Origin of the sequence: Shewanella sp. W3-18-1, from assembly GCF_000015185.1 — a bacterium.
GTDB classification, from domain to species: Bacteria; Pseudomonadota; Gammaproteobacteria; order Enterobacterales; family Shewanellaceae; genus Shewanella; species Shewanella putrefaciens.
Map to the genome: position 1 here is coordinate 4150642 of NC_008750.1, position 16885 is coordinate 4167526.

A 16885-nucleotide genomic window follows, 5' to 3' on the forward strand; every position below is an offset into this window, starting at 1 on the left:
CGCCTAAGCGCCCTTTTTAATTCTATTTCAAAAGCTTATAAATAATAATCTTTCAGCGGTGGAAAACCATTAAAACATACCGCTGAATAAGTGGTGGTATAAGCCCCTGCGGTTAACCAATACATACGATCACCAATGGCTAAGTCATTCGGTAAGCCATAGCTGTAGTGCTCATACATAATATCGGCACTGTCACAGGTTGGCCCAGCAATGACACATTTATCCAACTCACCCTTTTTCTCGGTATAAATTGGAAACTTAATCGCCTCGTCCATGGTTTCAATTAAACCCGAGAACTTGCCCACATCGGTAAACACCCAACGCTCTAAGGCTGTGTAGGATTTTTTACTGATCAGCACCACTTCAGACACTAAAATGCCCGCATTAGAAATCAATGAACGGCCCGGCTCCAGAATAATTTGCGGTAAATCATCACCAAAATCTTCCTTCAGGAAGTGAGTGATCTGCTCGGCATACACACCCAACTGATTGGTTTTATCAATATAGTTAGCAGGAAAACCACCACCCATATTGATCATTTTCAGCGTGATATTGTGCTCATCGCGCAGACGGTCAAAAATGCTTTTCACTTTGCCAATCGCAGAATCCCAAGCGCCGATATCGCGCTGCTGTGAACCCACATGGAATGAAATACCATAGGGTTCTAATCCGAGTTCCTGCGCCAATACCAATAGCTCATAGGCCATCTCATTTTGGCAGCCGAATTTACGGGATAACGGCCAATCGGCAGTGTCTGTCCCTTCGGTTAGAATGCGGACATAAATGCGAGAACCTGGTGCTTCTTCGGCGATCATGCGTAAATCGGCTTCTGAGTCAGATGCATACATACGCACGCCACGCTCATAAAATGCTCGCACATCTTGGCGTTTCTTAATGGTATTGCCGTAACTCACACGGTCGGCAGTAACACCGACATTCATGACCATATCTAACTCATAGATCGAGGCGATATCAAAGTTGGACCCTTTATCTTTTAATAAAGATAAGATCTCGGCCGCAGGGTTTGCCTTGACTGCATAATAAACGTTGGCATAAGGAAAACTATTAACCATGTCATCGTATTGTTTCGCAATGATACTGGTATCGATCACCACGAACGGGGTTGCTTTGTCTTTGGCAAACGCTTCAATACGTTTGAATGTGTCCATATCATAATAATCAGCAACATCAATAGATTGAAATTGGCTCATTGGGCCAGAGTCTCCTTTGGGTCAGGTCATAAAAAGTGGGTATGAGTCTTAAAAACGTGCGCAGTAAACGATATTTTTCCATTTTACGCAACGAATTTTTATGCTGAATAACTAACTTTTTATGCCATTTAATTTTAAGGGGATATGTCATCCAAAAAAGTATTTGTAAAACAGATGTTTATGCATGCAAACCCGAAGTGAAATTTGCACCTATTTGGAGAATAAAAAGTGAATTTTTTACGATGTACTTAAATCAGGGATGGATAAGCGAGAATATCCATCCCTAACAAGCCTACTCAAGTGGACTATTTGAAGATGACAAAACCGCGACGCAGTAAGCCAATCACTGTGTCACATTTATTTTCGTGAGCGCTTGGCTCAATGCTTCACTGGAATCAAAATAAGCGATATCGAGAATATTGCGGTGATCAAGCAAAATCATCGTCGCCATATCCTTTGTGTCTGGCAGCATTTGGCTTATCTCACCTTCTCTATCTAGACCGATTGAAAAAGGTAATTCCTTCATTTGCGGTACCGCCACAAACTTAGCAATTAAAGAAGGCATACCACTAATATCAGCGACATAAACTAAGTGATTGGGAAACTGTGTTTCACTTAACGGTTGTAGCGTTTCTTTAATAATATCACCACCTTTCATACTGCGGCTAAAGAGTACTACACGGGTATCATCGGTGACTTCAATTGATTTATCATGCTGATCAACCAATGAAATAGGATTGATAGTATCCCCAGTTACATAACTAGCAGCAAATGCCCATATTGGGGTTAATAGGCAAGACACACATAACAACAGCGTTTTCATAAACACTCAACTCCATATTTGGATAGATGAACAGCATACCCGACTCCCCCTATTGGCTCATTAAAGCAACTGCGATTACATGATACGCTTCACAATGTATGGCAGCTAAGCATGGAATAACCTTTTTAGGTTATACTCATACGATTAAATTTATTACAAGGATATCAAAATGATAGCACCAGGACTGGATCAAGAATTACAGCAATTACAGGGCGTTTATCAACTGATCACTGAGTTTTTAGTCACCTATAGCTTTCAGTTACTTGGTGCTTTATTGATCTTTTTATTAGGTTTATGGGTTGCGAGTAAAGTCTCCCGTTTAGTCGCCAAACAGTTTGAAAAACACAATATTGATATCACCCTTAGCAACTTTGTCAGTAATCTTATTCGGATTCTGATTATTGTTATGGTGGGGATTATCGCCCTAGGCAAAATCGGTATTAGTGTTACTCCAATGGTGGCAGCTATTGGTGCGGCCTCTTTAGGTGCAGGCTTAGCTTTGCAGGGCATGTTATCCAACTACGCTGCAGGCGTAACTATTATCGTAACCAGACCGTTTGTAGTCGGAAATACTATTGAAATTAAAGGCGAAAGTGGTGTTGTTAAACGTATTAATTTAGGAATGACGATACTGACGAATGAAGAAGGTGAGCAAATCAGTATCCCGAATAAACATATCGTCGGTGAGATCCTACATAACTCTTTTAGCAATAAACTGGTCGAAACCCAGTTTAATCTCAGTTACAGCACAGATCCTGAGCATGCAATCGCAGTGATTACAAGCCAACTCACTAATAACCCTTATGTTCATCAGGAAACGACACCTAATATCGGCATAAACGGTTTTAACGCGGTAGGAATTGAAATGGGGGTGCGTTACTGGGTGCCAACCCAGAGCTATTTTCAGCATAAATATAAGGTCAATCTTGATTTATATCATGCACTTAAAAACGCAGGAATTGAGATAGCTTGCCCAATGAAAGAAATTCACTTACAAAATAAATAGCCCAAAATCATAGGTCTAAATCATTCAATTGGTCGACCTTAGTTAAACAGTAAACTTGCATTTTAGTGATAATCCAAGTTTACTGTGACTCCAAATATCGATAGTGACGGACTACTATGTTGTTGATACTCATAATTATTGCGTTTGTTGTATTGTTTATTGTTTTTGCTAAATATCAAAAAAAGCAAGCGCAAGCTAAGGCGCTTGCCGCAGGTGAACCTACGGCGCTACTCAATCATGGCCTAACGCTGATTAACCAAGGCGAAGTCAACGCTGGTCTAGATTATATTCAGCAGGCAGTCGATAAAGGCTTAGCCGTTGCCGCCATTGCTATGGCAGAACTTTATTCCGGTCGATTCCCACAAGTTCCCGCCGATCCCAAGGCATCTAACGATTGGTATAAAAAAGCCGCGGAAATAGAGCCTCAATATTTACCCATGCTCACCCTACCTAATTTGCTCTCTTCGCAGTCGCAAACACCCGATGAGTTAATCGCACAGGTAGAACAGCTCAAACCTAATGCCGAAGCGGGGCAAGCCGAGTTTCAATATGAGCTTGCTTACTTGTATCTAAGCCAGCCCTTTCTCGATCCCGATGCTAGCCAAGCAATTTACTGGTTCGAAAAAGCCGCCGCACAAGAAAACCAAAGAGCCTATTACCATTTAGCCACACTCTACTGGCATGATGAGCGCGTCACTTCGGACTATATCAAAGCACGTGAATACTTTGAGAAATCCGCAGCCGCTGATTATGAATTAGCAAAAGATGATCTAGGGCATATGCTTGCTGCAGGCCAAGGTGGACCTAAAGATTTAGCGCGTGCAGAGGCTTTACTTAGCGAGCGCGCCGCAGACGATGATTTCCGCCAGTATTATCTTGGTAAACGTTTCCTCTACGGTGAAGATTTTGCTGTCGACTATGACAAGGCGCGCCATTGGTTAAGCCAATCTGTCGCTAGAGGTAATGACTTCGCTAAGATTGAATTTGCTCATCTTTTACTGAAAGCGCCACAAAATGAGAGTGATTACCAACAGGCTAAAATTGACTTTGAAGAATTCGCACTTAAGTGGAATGAAGACGCACTGCTAGGCCTAGGCAAGATTTATGAGCAAGGTTTAGGCGTGAGTCGCCAACCGATTAAAGCGTTAATGTATTACCAGCTCGCGGCCATGAGCAATAGAGCAGATCACCTAAAAGAATTAGCCAGATTCAGTCAGCAACTAGGCACCTTAGAGATAAGAGAGGCTGAGCGTCTACGTGACAGTTTCTTGCATCAGCATCCAATCCCCGCTGAGCAACAACAATATTTTTATTCCTATAAGGCTGAATCATTTTTAAGTGGTGAAAAACCCACTCAAGAGGCTCTACAAGCGGCAGAAGCTTGGTACATCAAATCGGCAGAGCTAGGTAATGAAATTGCTATGCGGGAACTGGTCAATATTTACGGCGCGGAACAATTAAATAAACCCATACAAATGTTTATTTGGTCTAGTTTATTGCTACGTCATTTTGGTAAATACGGGATGAATAGCGTTCAACAGCTGCATCAAAACACCGCAAAATCATGTTTAACAGAATCCGAACTTGCCTACGCTGAAACTCAAATTGAGACCATAGAAAGCAAACTTGCCCCCTTTATTGAATCGGAAGATTAACCCGCTCAGGTTTGGTTAGATAAAGCTGACCAAACCATCATTTATCTCGCTCGTATAAAACCAAGCGCAAAAGCCACCTTCACACTACAATCTTTATATCGGTCCTAGCTATGCTTCTAAATCGTTAAAAAAATAGAACATAGTCTGACTTGCCATAACACCATAAAGAGTAAAGTCGCCCATTCAGATAGGCAAAAAAATGAAGTTGACTGTGATAACTAAGCTGTTAACGATGATTATCTTTTCATCCTTATGTTTGCCCAAAGCAGCAGCCGCAGTATCGCCAATTGTTTGGCAAGCGCACTGCCGCGATAGGAGCCCCATCATTTATTTTGAACAAGGTGAATGTAAAGGCCCCGGTGCCGCGGTGATAAATGAAGTATTCCGCCGCCTAGGACACAGAGTACATTGGACTGATGTTCCATGGGCAAGAACAATCAAAGTTGCAGAGGCTGGTCAGGTTGATCTCATTCCCTCCCATTCAATGACCACAGAACGAGAGTCCTTCCTCGACCCTATGCTACTTGGCTACGACAAACGATATGTCTATTACTACGCGCTGGCGAGTCAACCGACGGCTATTCGGGAGTTCAATGAACTCACCCCTTATATCATTGGAGCATTAAGAGGGACATTTTATAGCACGCAATTCAATGAAAATATGAATCAACTAAAGGTTTCATTTGTTAATACTAACAGCCAGTTAATTAATATGCTCAAAGCGGGCCGTATTGATTTAGCAATTAGCTCTGAGCAACATGAAATGCATATTTTTGCCAATGATCCCATGCTAAAACAGATGGAATATGTCGATATCAGTAAAAATGGCCGCTACTTCAGCATTCCATTAACGTCACCACGACACAAATATGCAAAGCAGGTTCATCAAATCGTCGACCAAATGCGTACCTCGGGTGAAATCACGCGTCTATTTGAATCCTATGGTGTCGAGCCACCACTTAATCTCACTGAATCACCTACCGCCACTCACTAATCAATACTCAAATTAACCCTGTCATCATTGAAACAAAAAGACAATTAGACTCAACTTTATCTTAATTTTGCCCTAATTTGTCTTACTGACTGGCTCAATACGGTAGTTTAAGTCTGTTTATAGTCTAAATCATCTGATTTTTATGGCATTTATTTTGCCTAATCAAGCCATGTTCAATTGTGGCAACCTCTATGACTGCGGGCAAAACCCCAACCCATTTTACGACTCAACCATTAAACCGTGTACTCGGTGAAACCAGTGGCGCTTTTGCCGACTTAGGTACTTTTTTACCTTTAGTGTTAGGGCTTATCGCCCTTAACCAGTTTTCTCCCCAAGGGATATTTTTAGGCTTTGGCGTATTCGCGATAATAAGTGCATTTTTTTACCGCCGCCCTATGCCAGTCCAACCGATGAAAGTCATCGCTGCACTGGTGATCGCCCAAGGCTTAACCCCTGGGATGCTACAGGCCAGTGCCATGTTGATGGGCATTATCCTGTTAATCTTGGCCTTTAGCGGCGCCATCACTTGGCTTGCTAAACAATTATCCCAAGCCGTGAGTGTGGGGATTCAATTGGCGATTGGTCTGCAATTGATGTGGATGGGTGCCAAGATGATGAGCGACTTTTGGCTCCTCGGGCTAGGCGCATTTATCTTGTTATTTGTGAGTAAATTCTTGCCATTACGCTACCTTGCCATGCCACTCGTTATCACCGCAGGCATGATCTGGCAAGCCAATAGCCAAACCGACATGGCCACCAGCCTGAGCATTCCAGCCGTGAGTGCATCTTTACATTTGGCTTGGCCGACACTAAACGAATGGAGCTCGGCCGCGATTTTGCTGGTGTTACCGCAACTGGCGCTCACCTTAACCAATGCGGTGATTGCAACCTCGGTTATGGCGCGGGAAAAATTCCCTGAAGATGCCGCCAAACTTACCCCTAAAAACTTAGCGATTAGCTCTGGGCTGGCGAATCTATTGCTCGCACCTTTTGGTGCTGCGGCCATGTGTCATGGCGCGGGAGGACTCGCGGTGCAGTACCACTTTGGCGCCCGAACTCACCTCGCACCACTGATTTTTGGCGGCACTTGTCTTATCATTGCCCTGTTTTGGGATAACCAAATGGCTTGGCTACTTGGGCTGATCCCAGTAGCGATTCTCGGCAGTTTACTGTCTATCGGTGGATTACAATTAGCCTGGTCAAAACGCCTGCTCGACGGCAAGCCTTTCTGTATCTTTGTGATCTTATCTACCGCCGTGACTTGCCTTGCCATTAACGCGGCGGCAGGGTTGGCCGTGGGAATTATTCTCGAACAAGGTCGCCGCACTTGGGCCATCGCTATGCGCTAATATGGCTTTCTCGCATTGTCACTTCGACGCTATTCCCGTGGTAATACTACGGTGACAATGCAACCTTGCTGCCAAGGTAATGCTGCTTCGGTGGTACAATCTTGGCAGTTTTCAATTTGAATACTCCCGTGATGGCGGGTAACCACATCCTTACAGATCGCCAAACCTAACCCTAAACCTTCATCCTTGGTTGAGGCGAAAGATGCCATCAACTCACTCGCCTGCCCCTGTAGACCTTCACCATTATCAATAACGAATACTCTGATTTCATGCGGCAAATAGTAGATATCAATCCATAACTGCCGCACCCGAGTATCACCACAGGTTTCTAGCGCATCTAGACTATTTTTCACTAGATTGACCCACATTTGGCTTAAACCCACACTATCACCCGTAAGTTCAAATGGCTCGCCCTGTACTCGTACATTCACTTGTACATTAGCCCTATCTAACTCTCGCCGCAGTAAAGCTAAGGCTTCTTTCACCACCACCGTAATATCTAAAGGTTCAGTCTTAGCTTGGCGCCGTTTAAGTAAGCCGCGAATACGATGCACAACCGCTCCTGCGCGAATCGATTGAGCATTAATTTTTCCAAGCACATCATAAAGTTCGGGATTATTTTGCCCAAGCCTTTCCAGTTGTAACATGGCACCTTCACTGTATTGGGTGATGGCTGCTATAGGTTGATTAAGCTCATGGGCAAGGCCTGCGCCAATTTCCCCCAAAATCGCCGCACTTTGTAACCGCTCTAGTTGCAGTGCCTTATCCTTTAGTTGCCGCTCTGTACTGATTAAAAACTCACTCTTCTGGCGAAATTTATATTCAAGCCAAAGGTGATAAATAGTTGAAACAATAAAAATCAGTAACAACACTCCGCCCCATTCTTTATTTTTTTCCATCCATTTATAAACGGTTTGATAAAGCGGTGGTGAAGCCCCTTGTAGTTGTAGTTCTTTGAATAATTCAATGACTTTTAACTGGCTAACGGGCGCTGTCCAGCCCAACGTATCGGCGGTAATCGCAGCCACATGGTCAGGAGGTAAATCAAATAAAGCGCGGGAGATCTGCATAGTAATCCTCGGGGAAACAGTATCTGCCGCAGCAAATGACCAACTGGGATACAACTGGGTACTTACCTCACAGTCATACCCTGCGGGCTTAGTCGGGTGGATCACTCGAAAATCAGCTTTATTAATCAGCCCTGTCTCAATCATTTCTTCTAAGGTACAAAAGGGGGCTATGGCTGCATCGGCGCTACCATCACGCACCTGATAAATCAGCGGTTCTAACGGGAAACCTAAAAAACGCACTTGCCCAAAAAACTGCTCTGGTAAAAAACCCATTTTGTGCAGCAATCCCATGGCTGCTTGATACCCCCCTAAGGCCTGCGGATCGGTTGCGACCACATTTTTACCCCGTAGATCCTGTAGGGTTCGAATTGGGCTATCAGCACGTACAATGATAGTTGCACCTATCGTGAAAGTGCTGCCTTGATGCTTACGGCTCTTCATCGTCGCCAGCCAAGATAGCGGAAAATTATTACTTAAGTGTAAATACTGCCCTGGGTTGGTCACAATAAACTGCAAGTCATGGCTAAGTAAGCCACTACTCATACCATTAAAATCAACTGGGACAACTTCAAAATGGCTATTAGGTACTTGTTCACTGAGATAATCCATCATAGGTTGCCAACGCTGCTTAGCCTGCAATACACCGTGGTTCGCCAGAACACCCACCTTAAATAAGTTCACTTCGGTCGCTTCATCGGCATAGCTCAAACTCACATAGCTCAACCCTAAAAGTAATAAATAACCGATAGCTTTAAACATTAAGCGCATCTCTTTTGCCTGAGTAATACCAAGACCTTAACTGATAAAAAGACACTAAGCTGTGAAATGCCACCAAACTCTCACCCCACTGTAAAATGAATATTGTGATTTAGTGATATACCTCCCAAGACACAGGGTTAATCTTGAGCACTACACCTTCACGGCTTAAGCTGGTTAGGGCTTGTTGAGGTATGGAGATTTTATGTTTGGCGCTGTAACTCACCAAAACAATCAACAAGCCCTAATAATCTGCCTAATAACACAGGATATATATGCTCACTAAGCTGCCCCTTTATCTTGTCGATGACGATGACGCCATTTTAGATTCACTTGGCTTTATGCTCAGGCAATTTGGCTACCAAGTACAAACCTTTAATAATGGTCGAGACTTTCTCGAACAGTGCCCACTATCTGAGGCTGGCTGCGTAATTTTAGATAGCAGAATGCCTGAAATTACGGGCCAAGAAGTACAGCAAAAACTGATAGAAACCCACAGTCCACTAGGCGTGATATTTCTCACAGGTCACGGTGATTTACCTATGGCATTGAGTGCTTTTCGTAAAGGGGCCTGCGACTTTTTTCAAAAACCCGTATCGGGCAAAGCATTAGTACAAGCCATTGAAAAGGCTCAGTGCGAGAGCCTCGCAACCTTTGAAAAGCAGAGCTTACAACATAAGTTTGACCAACTCACCGAACGCGAACAGCAAGTGTTAGCCCATGTAATCCAAGGCATGACTAACAAGCAAATCTCGGAGGCAATGTTTTTATCCCTACGCACGATTGAAGTTCACCGTGCAAAAATCATGAAAAAACTTGAAGTAAATAATATGGCAGAGCTAGTACAGCACTTAGGGAGCCTTAATTCTGTTCTATAACTTCGTGAGCTGATACTCAAGTTTATCTAACCACTTTACCCTGGCGGTTTAAAGATGCCTTACCTGCGACAAGCTGTCGCAGTTTGTGCATTTGGCTTTGTTAAAAATCGTATCAAAGCGCACACTCTCGCAATAGGTTCTTTCCTCTGTGCCCTGCTGGCGCTCAAGAAATCCACTGCTTTTGAACCTTCACCCCGAGAGCCTGCCAGTGCCCTCGGGGATTTTTTTATATGTTTGATTTTCGAGTTTCTTTACCTCAGAAAAACACCCACAATAGAATGGAATAATTCAGCACTGGGCTCACACTGCGGACGGGTTATATAATTGACGGCCATTTCAAATGATAAGACCCATGGCAGCCTATGTTCAAATCCTTCATATTCATCATTTTTAGTCTATTTTTATTAACCTCTATTGGCGGCTGTGTTGGGCCATTAAATGCGAAATGCGATGCAAACTCGCCTTACAGCACACAAGAATGCAATGCCGCAGACGCCGCGGTTTATGTTGCTGCCGCCATATTAGAAGGCCCAGATAAAAGTCAAACGTGTAACGATATGTCCGGCAAAGCAAAACAAGACTGCCTCGCTCAGCAACAAGCACTGAAAGAATCATTAGAGAAACACGCACGGAAATCGCATTAAGGAAGAATAAATGAAAGCTTCTGTTTTTATTGCCGCGACCCTCGACGGTTATATCGCGACGCCCGATGGGGATATCGACTTTTTAAATCAGCACCCCAGTACTAATCCCGATGAAGACTTTGGTTATCATGCCTTTATCGACACTATCGATGCGATTGTAATGGGACGAAAAAGCTTTGAAAAAGTCCTCTCCTTCGATTGTGATTGGCCCTATATGAATATCCCAGTGTTTGTATTAAGTCGCAGCGGCATAACAGTACCGTCGGCGTTAAGTGAGCACGTACAAGTGCTTAATGGCAATGCGGCAAATATTAGCAAACAACTCAGAGAGCGTGGCTTCAAACATCTCTATATCGATGGCGGCCAAACAATCCAAGGCTTTTTAGCGGCAGGGCTAATTCAGGAACTCACGCTCACTCGCATCCCCACTTTACTGGGTAAAGGTATTCCGCTCTTTAGTGACGTACCCCAAGCCATACCATTAATGCCAATCCACACCCAGCAATATGACAATGGCTACGTACAAACCCGCTATCGTGTTATAGACAACACGGCTTTATAAGCCGTTTACATTCGGCAGATGGCATTGAAGGGTAAAGTTCTGGCTTGCCATCTTACAGCAGTCTCATGTAACAATAATGTTAAACAACTAAATATTATCAATGACTTACTGATTGCAAATCAAAGTTCCGTTAGAATATTGTCCTCTAACAGATAGGTGAGCAATATGAGTCGTTTGCAGTCCTCGAAGGGCTTTACGTTAATTGAGCTGGTTGTGGTCATTATCATCCTTGGGATCTTGGCCGTCGTCGCAGCACCACGGTTTTTAAACCTAGGCCAAGATGCTCACGATGCCAGAGCCAAAACCGCATTTGCGGCCTTTACCTCTGGTGTTAAGCTTTATCACAGTTGCTGGCTTGCGGGCGGTCACTCTGGTTATATCCAAGATCTCGCCTGTTATGGTGATGGAAAAATAGATTCAACCTCCACTGGATTTCCACTCGGTATCAACACGGCAAGTAGCAGTAATGCAGGAACCCAATTACAGGGCGAGTTTTGCGGTGAGCTATGGCACAACCTAATTGGAAACAATGAATTTGTCCTGGCTAATCACTTCGACTGGCAGCAAGTGCCCAACACTGACATTGTTTATTGGTACAGTGGCGGCCCAATAACTAATCCAAATACCTTTTGCTATTTCAATTATGTCTCAGATGATCGTCGTTTAGGCAGTGAAAATTGGGAACTCAAATACTATCCCCTTAGTGGCTACACTGAAGTGGGCCGATCCACTCTTTCCCAGTAACCGCCTATTTTCCCCGCGAAAAGAATGCCAAAGATCGCAAACTCCTTTGGCTTTTCTTACTACAACTTGAATTATTGTCATCTATCCCCATATCTACTCCATTATCCACCGCATGATTTGTCATGGCGGGCCAGAGAAGAGGATTCAAAAGTGACCACTATCGTATCAGTACGCCGTAATAATCAAGTTGTCATCGCCGGCGATGGACAAGTCTCCCTAGGCAATACCGTGATGAAAGGTAACGCCAAGAAAGTGCGTCGCTTATATCACAACAAGGTATTAGCCGGTTTTGCTGGCGGCACCGCTGACGCCTTTACCCTATTTGAGCGTTTTGAGGCCAAACTCGAAATGCACCAAGGCCATTTACTGCGCTCGGCCGTCGAACTGGCCAAAGATTGGCGAACCGATCGCATGCTGCGCAAACTCGAAGCTATGCTCGTCGTGGCCGATGCGGAAGCGTCGCTTATCATCACAGGCAACGGCGATGTGGTACAGCCAGAGTATGACTTAGTCGCCATTGGCTCGGGTGGTAATTATGCCCAAGCGGCGGCGCTGGCACTGTTGCAAAACACCGAATTATCGGCACTCGAAATCGCAGAAAAGTCCTTAACTATTGCCGGCGATATTTGCGTGTTTACCAATCAATTCAAAACGATTGAAGAACTCAATTACTAAACAGCCCGTGAGGAATATTATGTCTGAAATGACCCCCCGTGAGATTGTCCACGAGCTGGATGCACACATTATCGGCCAGAAAAAAGCCAAACGCTCCGTTGCCGTAGCCCTGCGTAACCGCTGGCGCCGCATGCAACTAGATGCCGACTTCCGTCAAGAAGTCACCCCCAAAAATATTCTGATGATTGGCCCAACAGGTGTGGGTAAAACCGAAATAGCCCGCCGTTTAGCCAAACTCGCGAATGCGCCTTTTATTAAGGTCGAAGCCACTAAGTTCACCGAAGTGGGTTATGTCGGTAAAGAAGTCGAGCAAATCATCCGTGATTTGACCGATATCGCCATCAAACTGACCCGTGAACAACAAATGGGCAAGTGCCGTCAGCTCGCTGAAGAACATGCCGAAGAACGCATTCTCGACGCCCTGCTGCCTAAGCCGAAAAATGACTGGGAAAGCACAGACACCGACACGGGTTCAAACACCCGCCAAATCTTCCGCAAGAAACTACGCGAAGGTCAATTGGATGATAAGGAAATCGATATCGATGTGGCGCAGCCGCAGATTGGTATTGAAATCATGTCGCCACCGGGCATGGAAGAAATGACAAACCAACTGCAAAGCCTGTTTAAAAACATGGGCCAAGCACCAGCAAAACGTCGCAAGATGAAGATCAAAGAAGCCTTTAAGCTATTGATCGAGGAAGAAGCCGCTAAGTTGGTGAATCAAGAGGATTTAAAAGAGCAAGCCATTGAAATGGTTGAGCAACACGGCATAGTGTTCCTCGATGAAATCGATAAAATCTGTAAGCGCGGCGAAACCTCAGGGCCAGATGTTTCACGCGAAGGTGTGCAACGTGACCTGCTGCCGCTGGTTGAAGGCTGCACTGTGACCACTAAACACGGCATGGTAAAAACAGACCATATTCTGTTTATCGCCTCTGGCGCGTTCCAGATGGCAAAACCCTCGGATTTAATCCCTGAGTTACAGGGACGTCTGCCGATCCGCGTTGAGTTAGATGCGCTATCGGCCGATGATTTTAAACGCATTTTGACCGAGCCACACGCCTCGCTCACCGAGCAATATGTGGCACTCATGGGGACAGAAGGCGTTAAGGTCGAGTTTACCGAATCGGGCATTGAAAGCATTGCCAAAGCCGCATGGCAAGTAAACGAGCGCACCGAAAATATCGGCGCCCGTCGTCTGCATACTGTGATGGAAAAGCTAATGGAAGATATTTCTTATGAGGCTTCCGACAAGTCTGGCAGCGCCTTTGTGATTGATGCCGATTATGTGAGTGCCCACTTAGATAATCTGGTGCAGGACGAAGACTTAAGCCGCTTTATTCTCTAGTGCGCCCCCGCTCATCGCCAAGCCCAAACAACTTGGCGATGAACGACAACTCAAAAGCAAAAGTGTGACTTAAACGAAAAAGCCTCCTCCCAGAGATAGACAGCTCTGGCTTACCCTTTGTATCCTTGGCGGCAAGCGGTTACATTAATCAGGCGTTATTTTAATGAGTCCTTATCTTATCCCTAGCATTTTCTGGTAACCAACCTATGACCACAGCAAGCCCCAATGTCATTGATCTTAAACTGAAACGTAAATCGCGCATTCTAGAAATCAGTTTCGATAATGGAGAGCAATATCAACTTAGCTGCGAGATGCTCAGAGTCTACTCGCCCTCTGCCGAAGTGCATGGTCACGGCAACCCAAAGCTGGTCACCCATAAGAAAAACGTCAATATCACCAGCATCGAACCGGTTGGCAACTATGCGGTAAAAATCGTCTTCGATGATGGCCACGATACCGGCCTATTCTCGTGGAAAGTACTCTACGATCTCGCCACCCACCAAGTGGAGTTATGGGAAAAATACTTAGCTCGCCTACGCGCTGAAAAAGCCTCGCGCGAACCGCTGATCTCGATGAATATTAAGTACAACTAATCGGTTGAATAGCCTAGTATTGCCCAAGGAGATTGCTCTGTTTTCTCCTTGGGCCATAACACCAAAACCTTACTGACTATGGCATCTAAGGAAAGATAATGTCGGAAAAAGTCCCCTGCACAGCCTGCCAAACCTTAATCATGCCCAGCACCGCCGAGCGAAACGCGGGCTTATGTATGCCCTGTAAAAATGGTAATCGTGAAAATATCGAGCAGGCAAAAGCCTATTACCAGCAGGAGCGGGAATTAGATAAAACTTGCCCTTTTAGAGCACTGTGGCGAGATATTGTGGTGAGGGTGCACGACGATAAGCAGGGTTTTCACACACTAAGCGAAGCAGCGCAATACTATTACGTAGTCAATTGCCTCTCTGGCGAAGTCTATAACGGCGGCTTCATCCAATATTTCGATAACTCATCGGGCGAGTATTATGAAGTTGCCGAGCGCGGCCTTCAGCAAATAGGCGCTTTGCACTCGTTAGCTCTATTACAACAAGCCAAACAGGCGGTATTTGGCGACCATCCAGTCCCCACCAATAGAGACCAGCGTCTGGCCGCAACTGATAATCCAATAGCCGAAGCACGACTCAATCAACTCGATGATGAGTTTTATAAAGACTTGGATAATCTTGATATCAAGCTAGAGAGCTATGCGCGACAAACTGGGTTGGTTAACGCCATCGAATGATTACGGGTTTATAGCGAGAACTTTAAGCAAGTAATTAAGCGATACTTTAACTGAAACTATCAGTAGTATTTTTTGTTTAAAGTCGTGGGGCTTCACCCCCTGATTTTTTATAAAGAGTCGACCAAGGAGGACTGCTCGTCCTATCCTCCTTGCCCAATCCCAAATCACAGCGATAAAACCTCCCCTGTAAAGCCACCTTCAGATTGATCCCAACCACCCATATCATCGTATCCCCAATTGCAAAGATCATTCACCAGAGCCCACCTAATGCAATTACGGCAGCAATTACGGCAGCAATTACGGCAGCAATTACGGCAGCAATTACAGCAGCAATTAAAGCACTTCCATTCGGTCAGGTTAATTTTAGGCGATCAGCTTAATGCGCAGCATACTTGGTATAAGCAGGTCGATCCCAAGGTACTGTATTTAATCGCAGAATTGCATCAAGAAAACACCTATGTGACGCACCATGTGCAAAAGATCTGTGCCTTTTTCAGTGCTATGACACAATTCGCCAGCAAGCTTTGCGCGGACGGGCATCAGGTGCGTTACCTCACCCTCGACGATACCCAAAACTTTGCCGATCTGAATGCCTTACTCCAACACTATATCGCCGAAACAGGTGCAATTAAGTTTGAATATCAACGGCCTGACGAATATCGACTGTTAGCCCAGTTAAGCCAACTTAAGTTTGCCAATATAACGGTGAACTGCGTCGATACTGAGCACTTTTTATTACCCTTTGCCGAGATTGATAGGGAGTTCCCCCAAGGGCAGCACAGAATGATGGAGCATTTTTATCGGCGAATGCGCAAAAGATTCAATATCTTAATAGAGGATGGCAAGCCTGTTGGTGGGCAATGGAATTTTGATGCGAGCAATAGGCAAAAGCTTAAATCCCAAGATCTGAAATCATTACCAACACCCTTGATGTTTGGCCACAATGTAGAAGATATTCTCGAGCGCCTTAAACGCCATGGCATTAACACCATGGGAAAGGCGGATATGCATTTACTCTGGCCGATAAACCGCGCGCAAAGCCTCGAGTTGCTTAAGTATTTTTGCGAGTATTGCCTGCCCGCCTTTGGCCGCTTTCAAGATGCGATGACCCAGCAGCATCCGGCGCAGTGGAGCCTGTACCATAGTCGGCTGTCCTTTAGCTTAAACGCCAAACTTATCAACCCATTAGAAGTGATTAATGCGGCGATTGAGTATTATCAGGCCAACCCGCATATCGAGATAGCCCAAGTCGAAGGTTTTGTTCGGCAAATCCTCGGCTGGCGAGAATACGTTCGCGGAATTTATTGGGCGAATATGCCGCAGTACGCCAGCATTAATGCCCTCGAGGCCACGCGCAAGCTGCCCGACTACTTTTGGAATGGCAAGACTCAAATGAATTGCCTGCGCCATGCGTTATCTCAATCATTGGATTTTGCCTATGCCCATCATATTCAGCGCCTAATGGTGATCGGCAATTTTTGTTTATTAACCGAAATCGAGCCAAATCAGGTAGATGAGTGGTATTTAGGCGTGTATGTGGATGCGATTGAATGGGTCGAAATGCCCAATACTCGCGGCATGGCACTATTTGCAGATGGCGGCATTGTCGGCACAAAACCCTATGCTGCAAGCGGCAGTTATATCAATAAAATGAGCGACTATTGCAGCGGTTGTCATTACAAAATAAAAGAACGTAGCGGCGCACTCGCTTGCCCATTCAATAGCTTTTATTGGCGCTTTATGAATAAACATCGCGCACGATTGTCGCAAAACCCAAGGATTGGCATGCTGTACCAGACTTGGGACAAGATGGAAGAATCCGTCCGAAACACCATATTAGCCACTGCCGAGCACAATCTTGCCAATCTAAACCGTTTATAGCGGCACATTT

General features: G+C 45.0%; 16 protein-coding genes. 13 read left to right on the forward strand and 3 right to left on the reverse strand.

Features of this window, described 5'->3' with window-relative positions; genetic code table 11:
• Positions 1–35: 35 nt before the first annotated feature.
• Together SPUTW3181_RS18815 and SPUTW3181_RS18820 are read right to left on the reverse strand one after the other, a co-directional pair.
• A complete protein-coding gene (locus SPUTW3181_RS18815; protein ID WP_011790871.1) occupies positions 36–1211 on the reverse strand; it encodes a type III PLP-dependent enzyme in 1176 nt (391 codons plus the stop codon).
• Between the two features lie 343 nt (positions 1212–1554).
• On the reverse strand, positions 1555–2034 hold the full coding sequence (locus tag SPUTW3181_RS18820) for a hypothetical protein (protein WP_011790872.1): 480 nt from the start codon (positions 2032–2034) through the stop codon (positions 1555–1557).
• A gap of 169 nt (positions 2035–2203) precedes the next feature.
• Between SPUTW3181_RS18820 and SPUTW3181_RS18825 the strand changes: the two genes are divergently transcribed.
• The 4 genes from SPUTW3181_RS18825 to SPUTW3181_RS18840 all read left to right on the forward strand — a co-directional run bounded on the left by SPUTW3181_RS18825 (position 2204) and on the right by SPUTW3181_RS18840 (position 7038).
• Positions 2204–3040 carry a mechanosensitive ion channel family protein gene (locus SPUTW3181_RS18825; protein ID WP_011790873.1) on the forward strand — a complete coding sequence of 279 codons (837 nt, stop codon included), beginning with the start codon at positions 2204–2206 and terminating at the stop codon, positions 3038–3040.
• A gap of 116 nt (positions 3041–3156) precedes the next feature.
• Entirely contained in the window at positions 3157–4695 is a 1539-nt protein-coding gene (locus SPUTW3181_RS18830; protein WP_011790874.1) for an SEL1-like repeat protein, read from the forward strand.
• A gap of 199 nt (positions 4696–4894) precedes the next feature.
• Positions 4895–5689 carry a substrate-binding periplasmic protein gene (locus tag SPUTW3181_RS18835; RefSeq protein WP_011790875.1) on the forward strand — a complete coding sequence of 265 codons (795 nt, stop codon included), beginning with the start codon at positions 4895–4897 and terminating at the stop codon, positions 5687–5689.
• 191 nt (positions 5690–5880) lie between these two features.
• Complete coding sequence (locus SPUTW3181_RS18840; RefSeq protein WP_011790876.1) at positions 5881–7038, forward strand: putative sulfate/molybdate transporter; 1158 nt, start codon at positions 5881–5883, stop codon at positions 7036–7038.
• Between the two features lie 29 nt (positions 7039–7067).
• On the opposite strand, the gene SPUTW3181_RS18845 is transcribed toward SPUTW3181_RS18840, so the two are convergent.
• Positions 7068–8876: a PhnD/SsuA/transferrin family substrate-binding protein gene (locus SPUTW3181_RS18845; protein WP_011790877.1), complete on the reverse strand. Its 1809-nt coding sequence runs from the start codon at positions 8874–8876 to the stop codon at positions 7068–7070.
• A 263-nt stretch (positions 8877–9139) separates the two neighbouring features.
• On the opposite strand from SPUTW3181_RS18845, the gene SPUTW3181_RS18850 reads away from it, so the two are divergent.
• The 9 genes from SPUTW3181_RS18850 to SPUTW3181_RS18890 all read left to right on the forward strand — a co-directional run bounded on the left by SPUTW3181_RS18850 (position 9140) and on the right by SPUTW3181_RS18890 (position 16875).
• Positions 9140–9742: a response regulator transcription factor gene (locus SPUTW3181_RS18850; RefSeq protein ID WP_011790878.1), complete on the forward strand. Its 603-nt coding sequence runs from the start codon at positions 9140–9142 to the stop codon at positions 9740–9742.
• A gap of 362 nt (positions 9743–10104) precedes the next feature.
• The gene (locus SPUTW3181_RS18855; RefSeq protein ID WP_011790879.1) at positions 10105–10386 is read left to right on the forward strand and encodes a hypothetical protein; all 282 of its coding nucleotides are present in this window, start codon (positions 10105–10107) and stop codon (positions 10384–10386) included.
• Positions 10387–10396: 10 nt separating this feature from the next.
• Positions 10397–10948: a dihydrofolate reductase family protein gene (locus SPUTW3181_RS18860; RefSeq protein WP_011790880.1), complete on the forward strand. Its 552-nt coding sequence runs from the start codon at positions 10397–10399 to the stop codon at positions 10946–10948.
• A gap of 165 nt (positions 10949–11113) precedes the next feature.
• Positions 11114–11692: a type II secretion system protein gene (locus SPUTW3181_RS18865; protein ID WP_011790881.1), complete on the forward strand. Its 579-nt coding sequence runs from the start codon at positions 11114–11116 to the stop codon at positions 11690–11692.
• A gap of 150 nt (positions 11693–11842) precedes the next feature.
• Complete coding sequence (gene hslV, locus SPUTW3181_RS18870) at positions 11843–12367, forward strand: ATP-dependent protease subunit HslV (protein ID WP_011918556.1); 525 nt, start codon at positions 11843–11845, stop codon at positions 12365–12367.
• Positions 12368–12386: 19 nt separating this feature from the next.
• Positions 12387–13715: an HslU--HslV peptidase ATPase subunit gene (gene hslU, locus SPUTW3181_RS18875; protein ID WP_011790883.1), complete on the forward strand. Its 1329-nt coding sequence runs from the start codon at positions 12387–12389 to the stop codon at positions 13713–13715.
• Between the two features lie 206 nt (positions 13716–13921).
• Positions 13922–14308, forward strand: a complete 387-nt coding sequence (locus tag SPUTW3181_RS18880; protein ID WP_011790884.1) for a gamma-butyrobetaine hydroxylase-like domain-containing protein — start codon at positions 13922–13924, stop codon at positions 14306–14308.
• Positions 14309–14406: 98 nt separating this feature from the next.
• Entirely contained in the window at positions 14407–14994 is a 588-nt protein-coding gene (locus tag SPUTW3181_RS18885) for a DMP19 family protein (RefSeq protein ID WP_011790885.1), read from the forward strand.
• A gap of 267 nt (positions 14995–15261) precedes the next feature.
• A complete protein-coding gene (locus SPUTW3181_RS18890; RefSeq protein ID WP_011790886.1) occupies positions 15262–16875 on the forward strand; it encodes a cryptochrome/photolyase family protein in 1614 nt (537 codons plus the stop codon).
• The last annotated feature ends 10 nt before the right edge of the window (positions 16876–16885 follow it).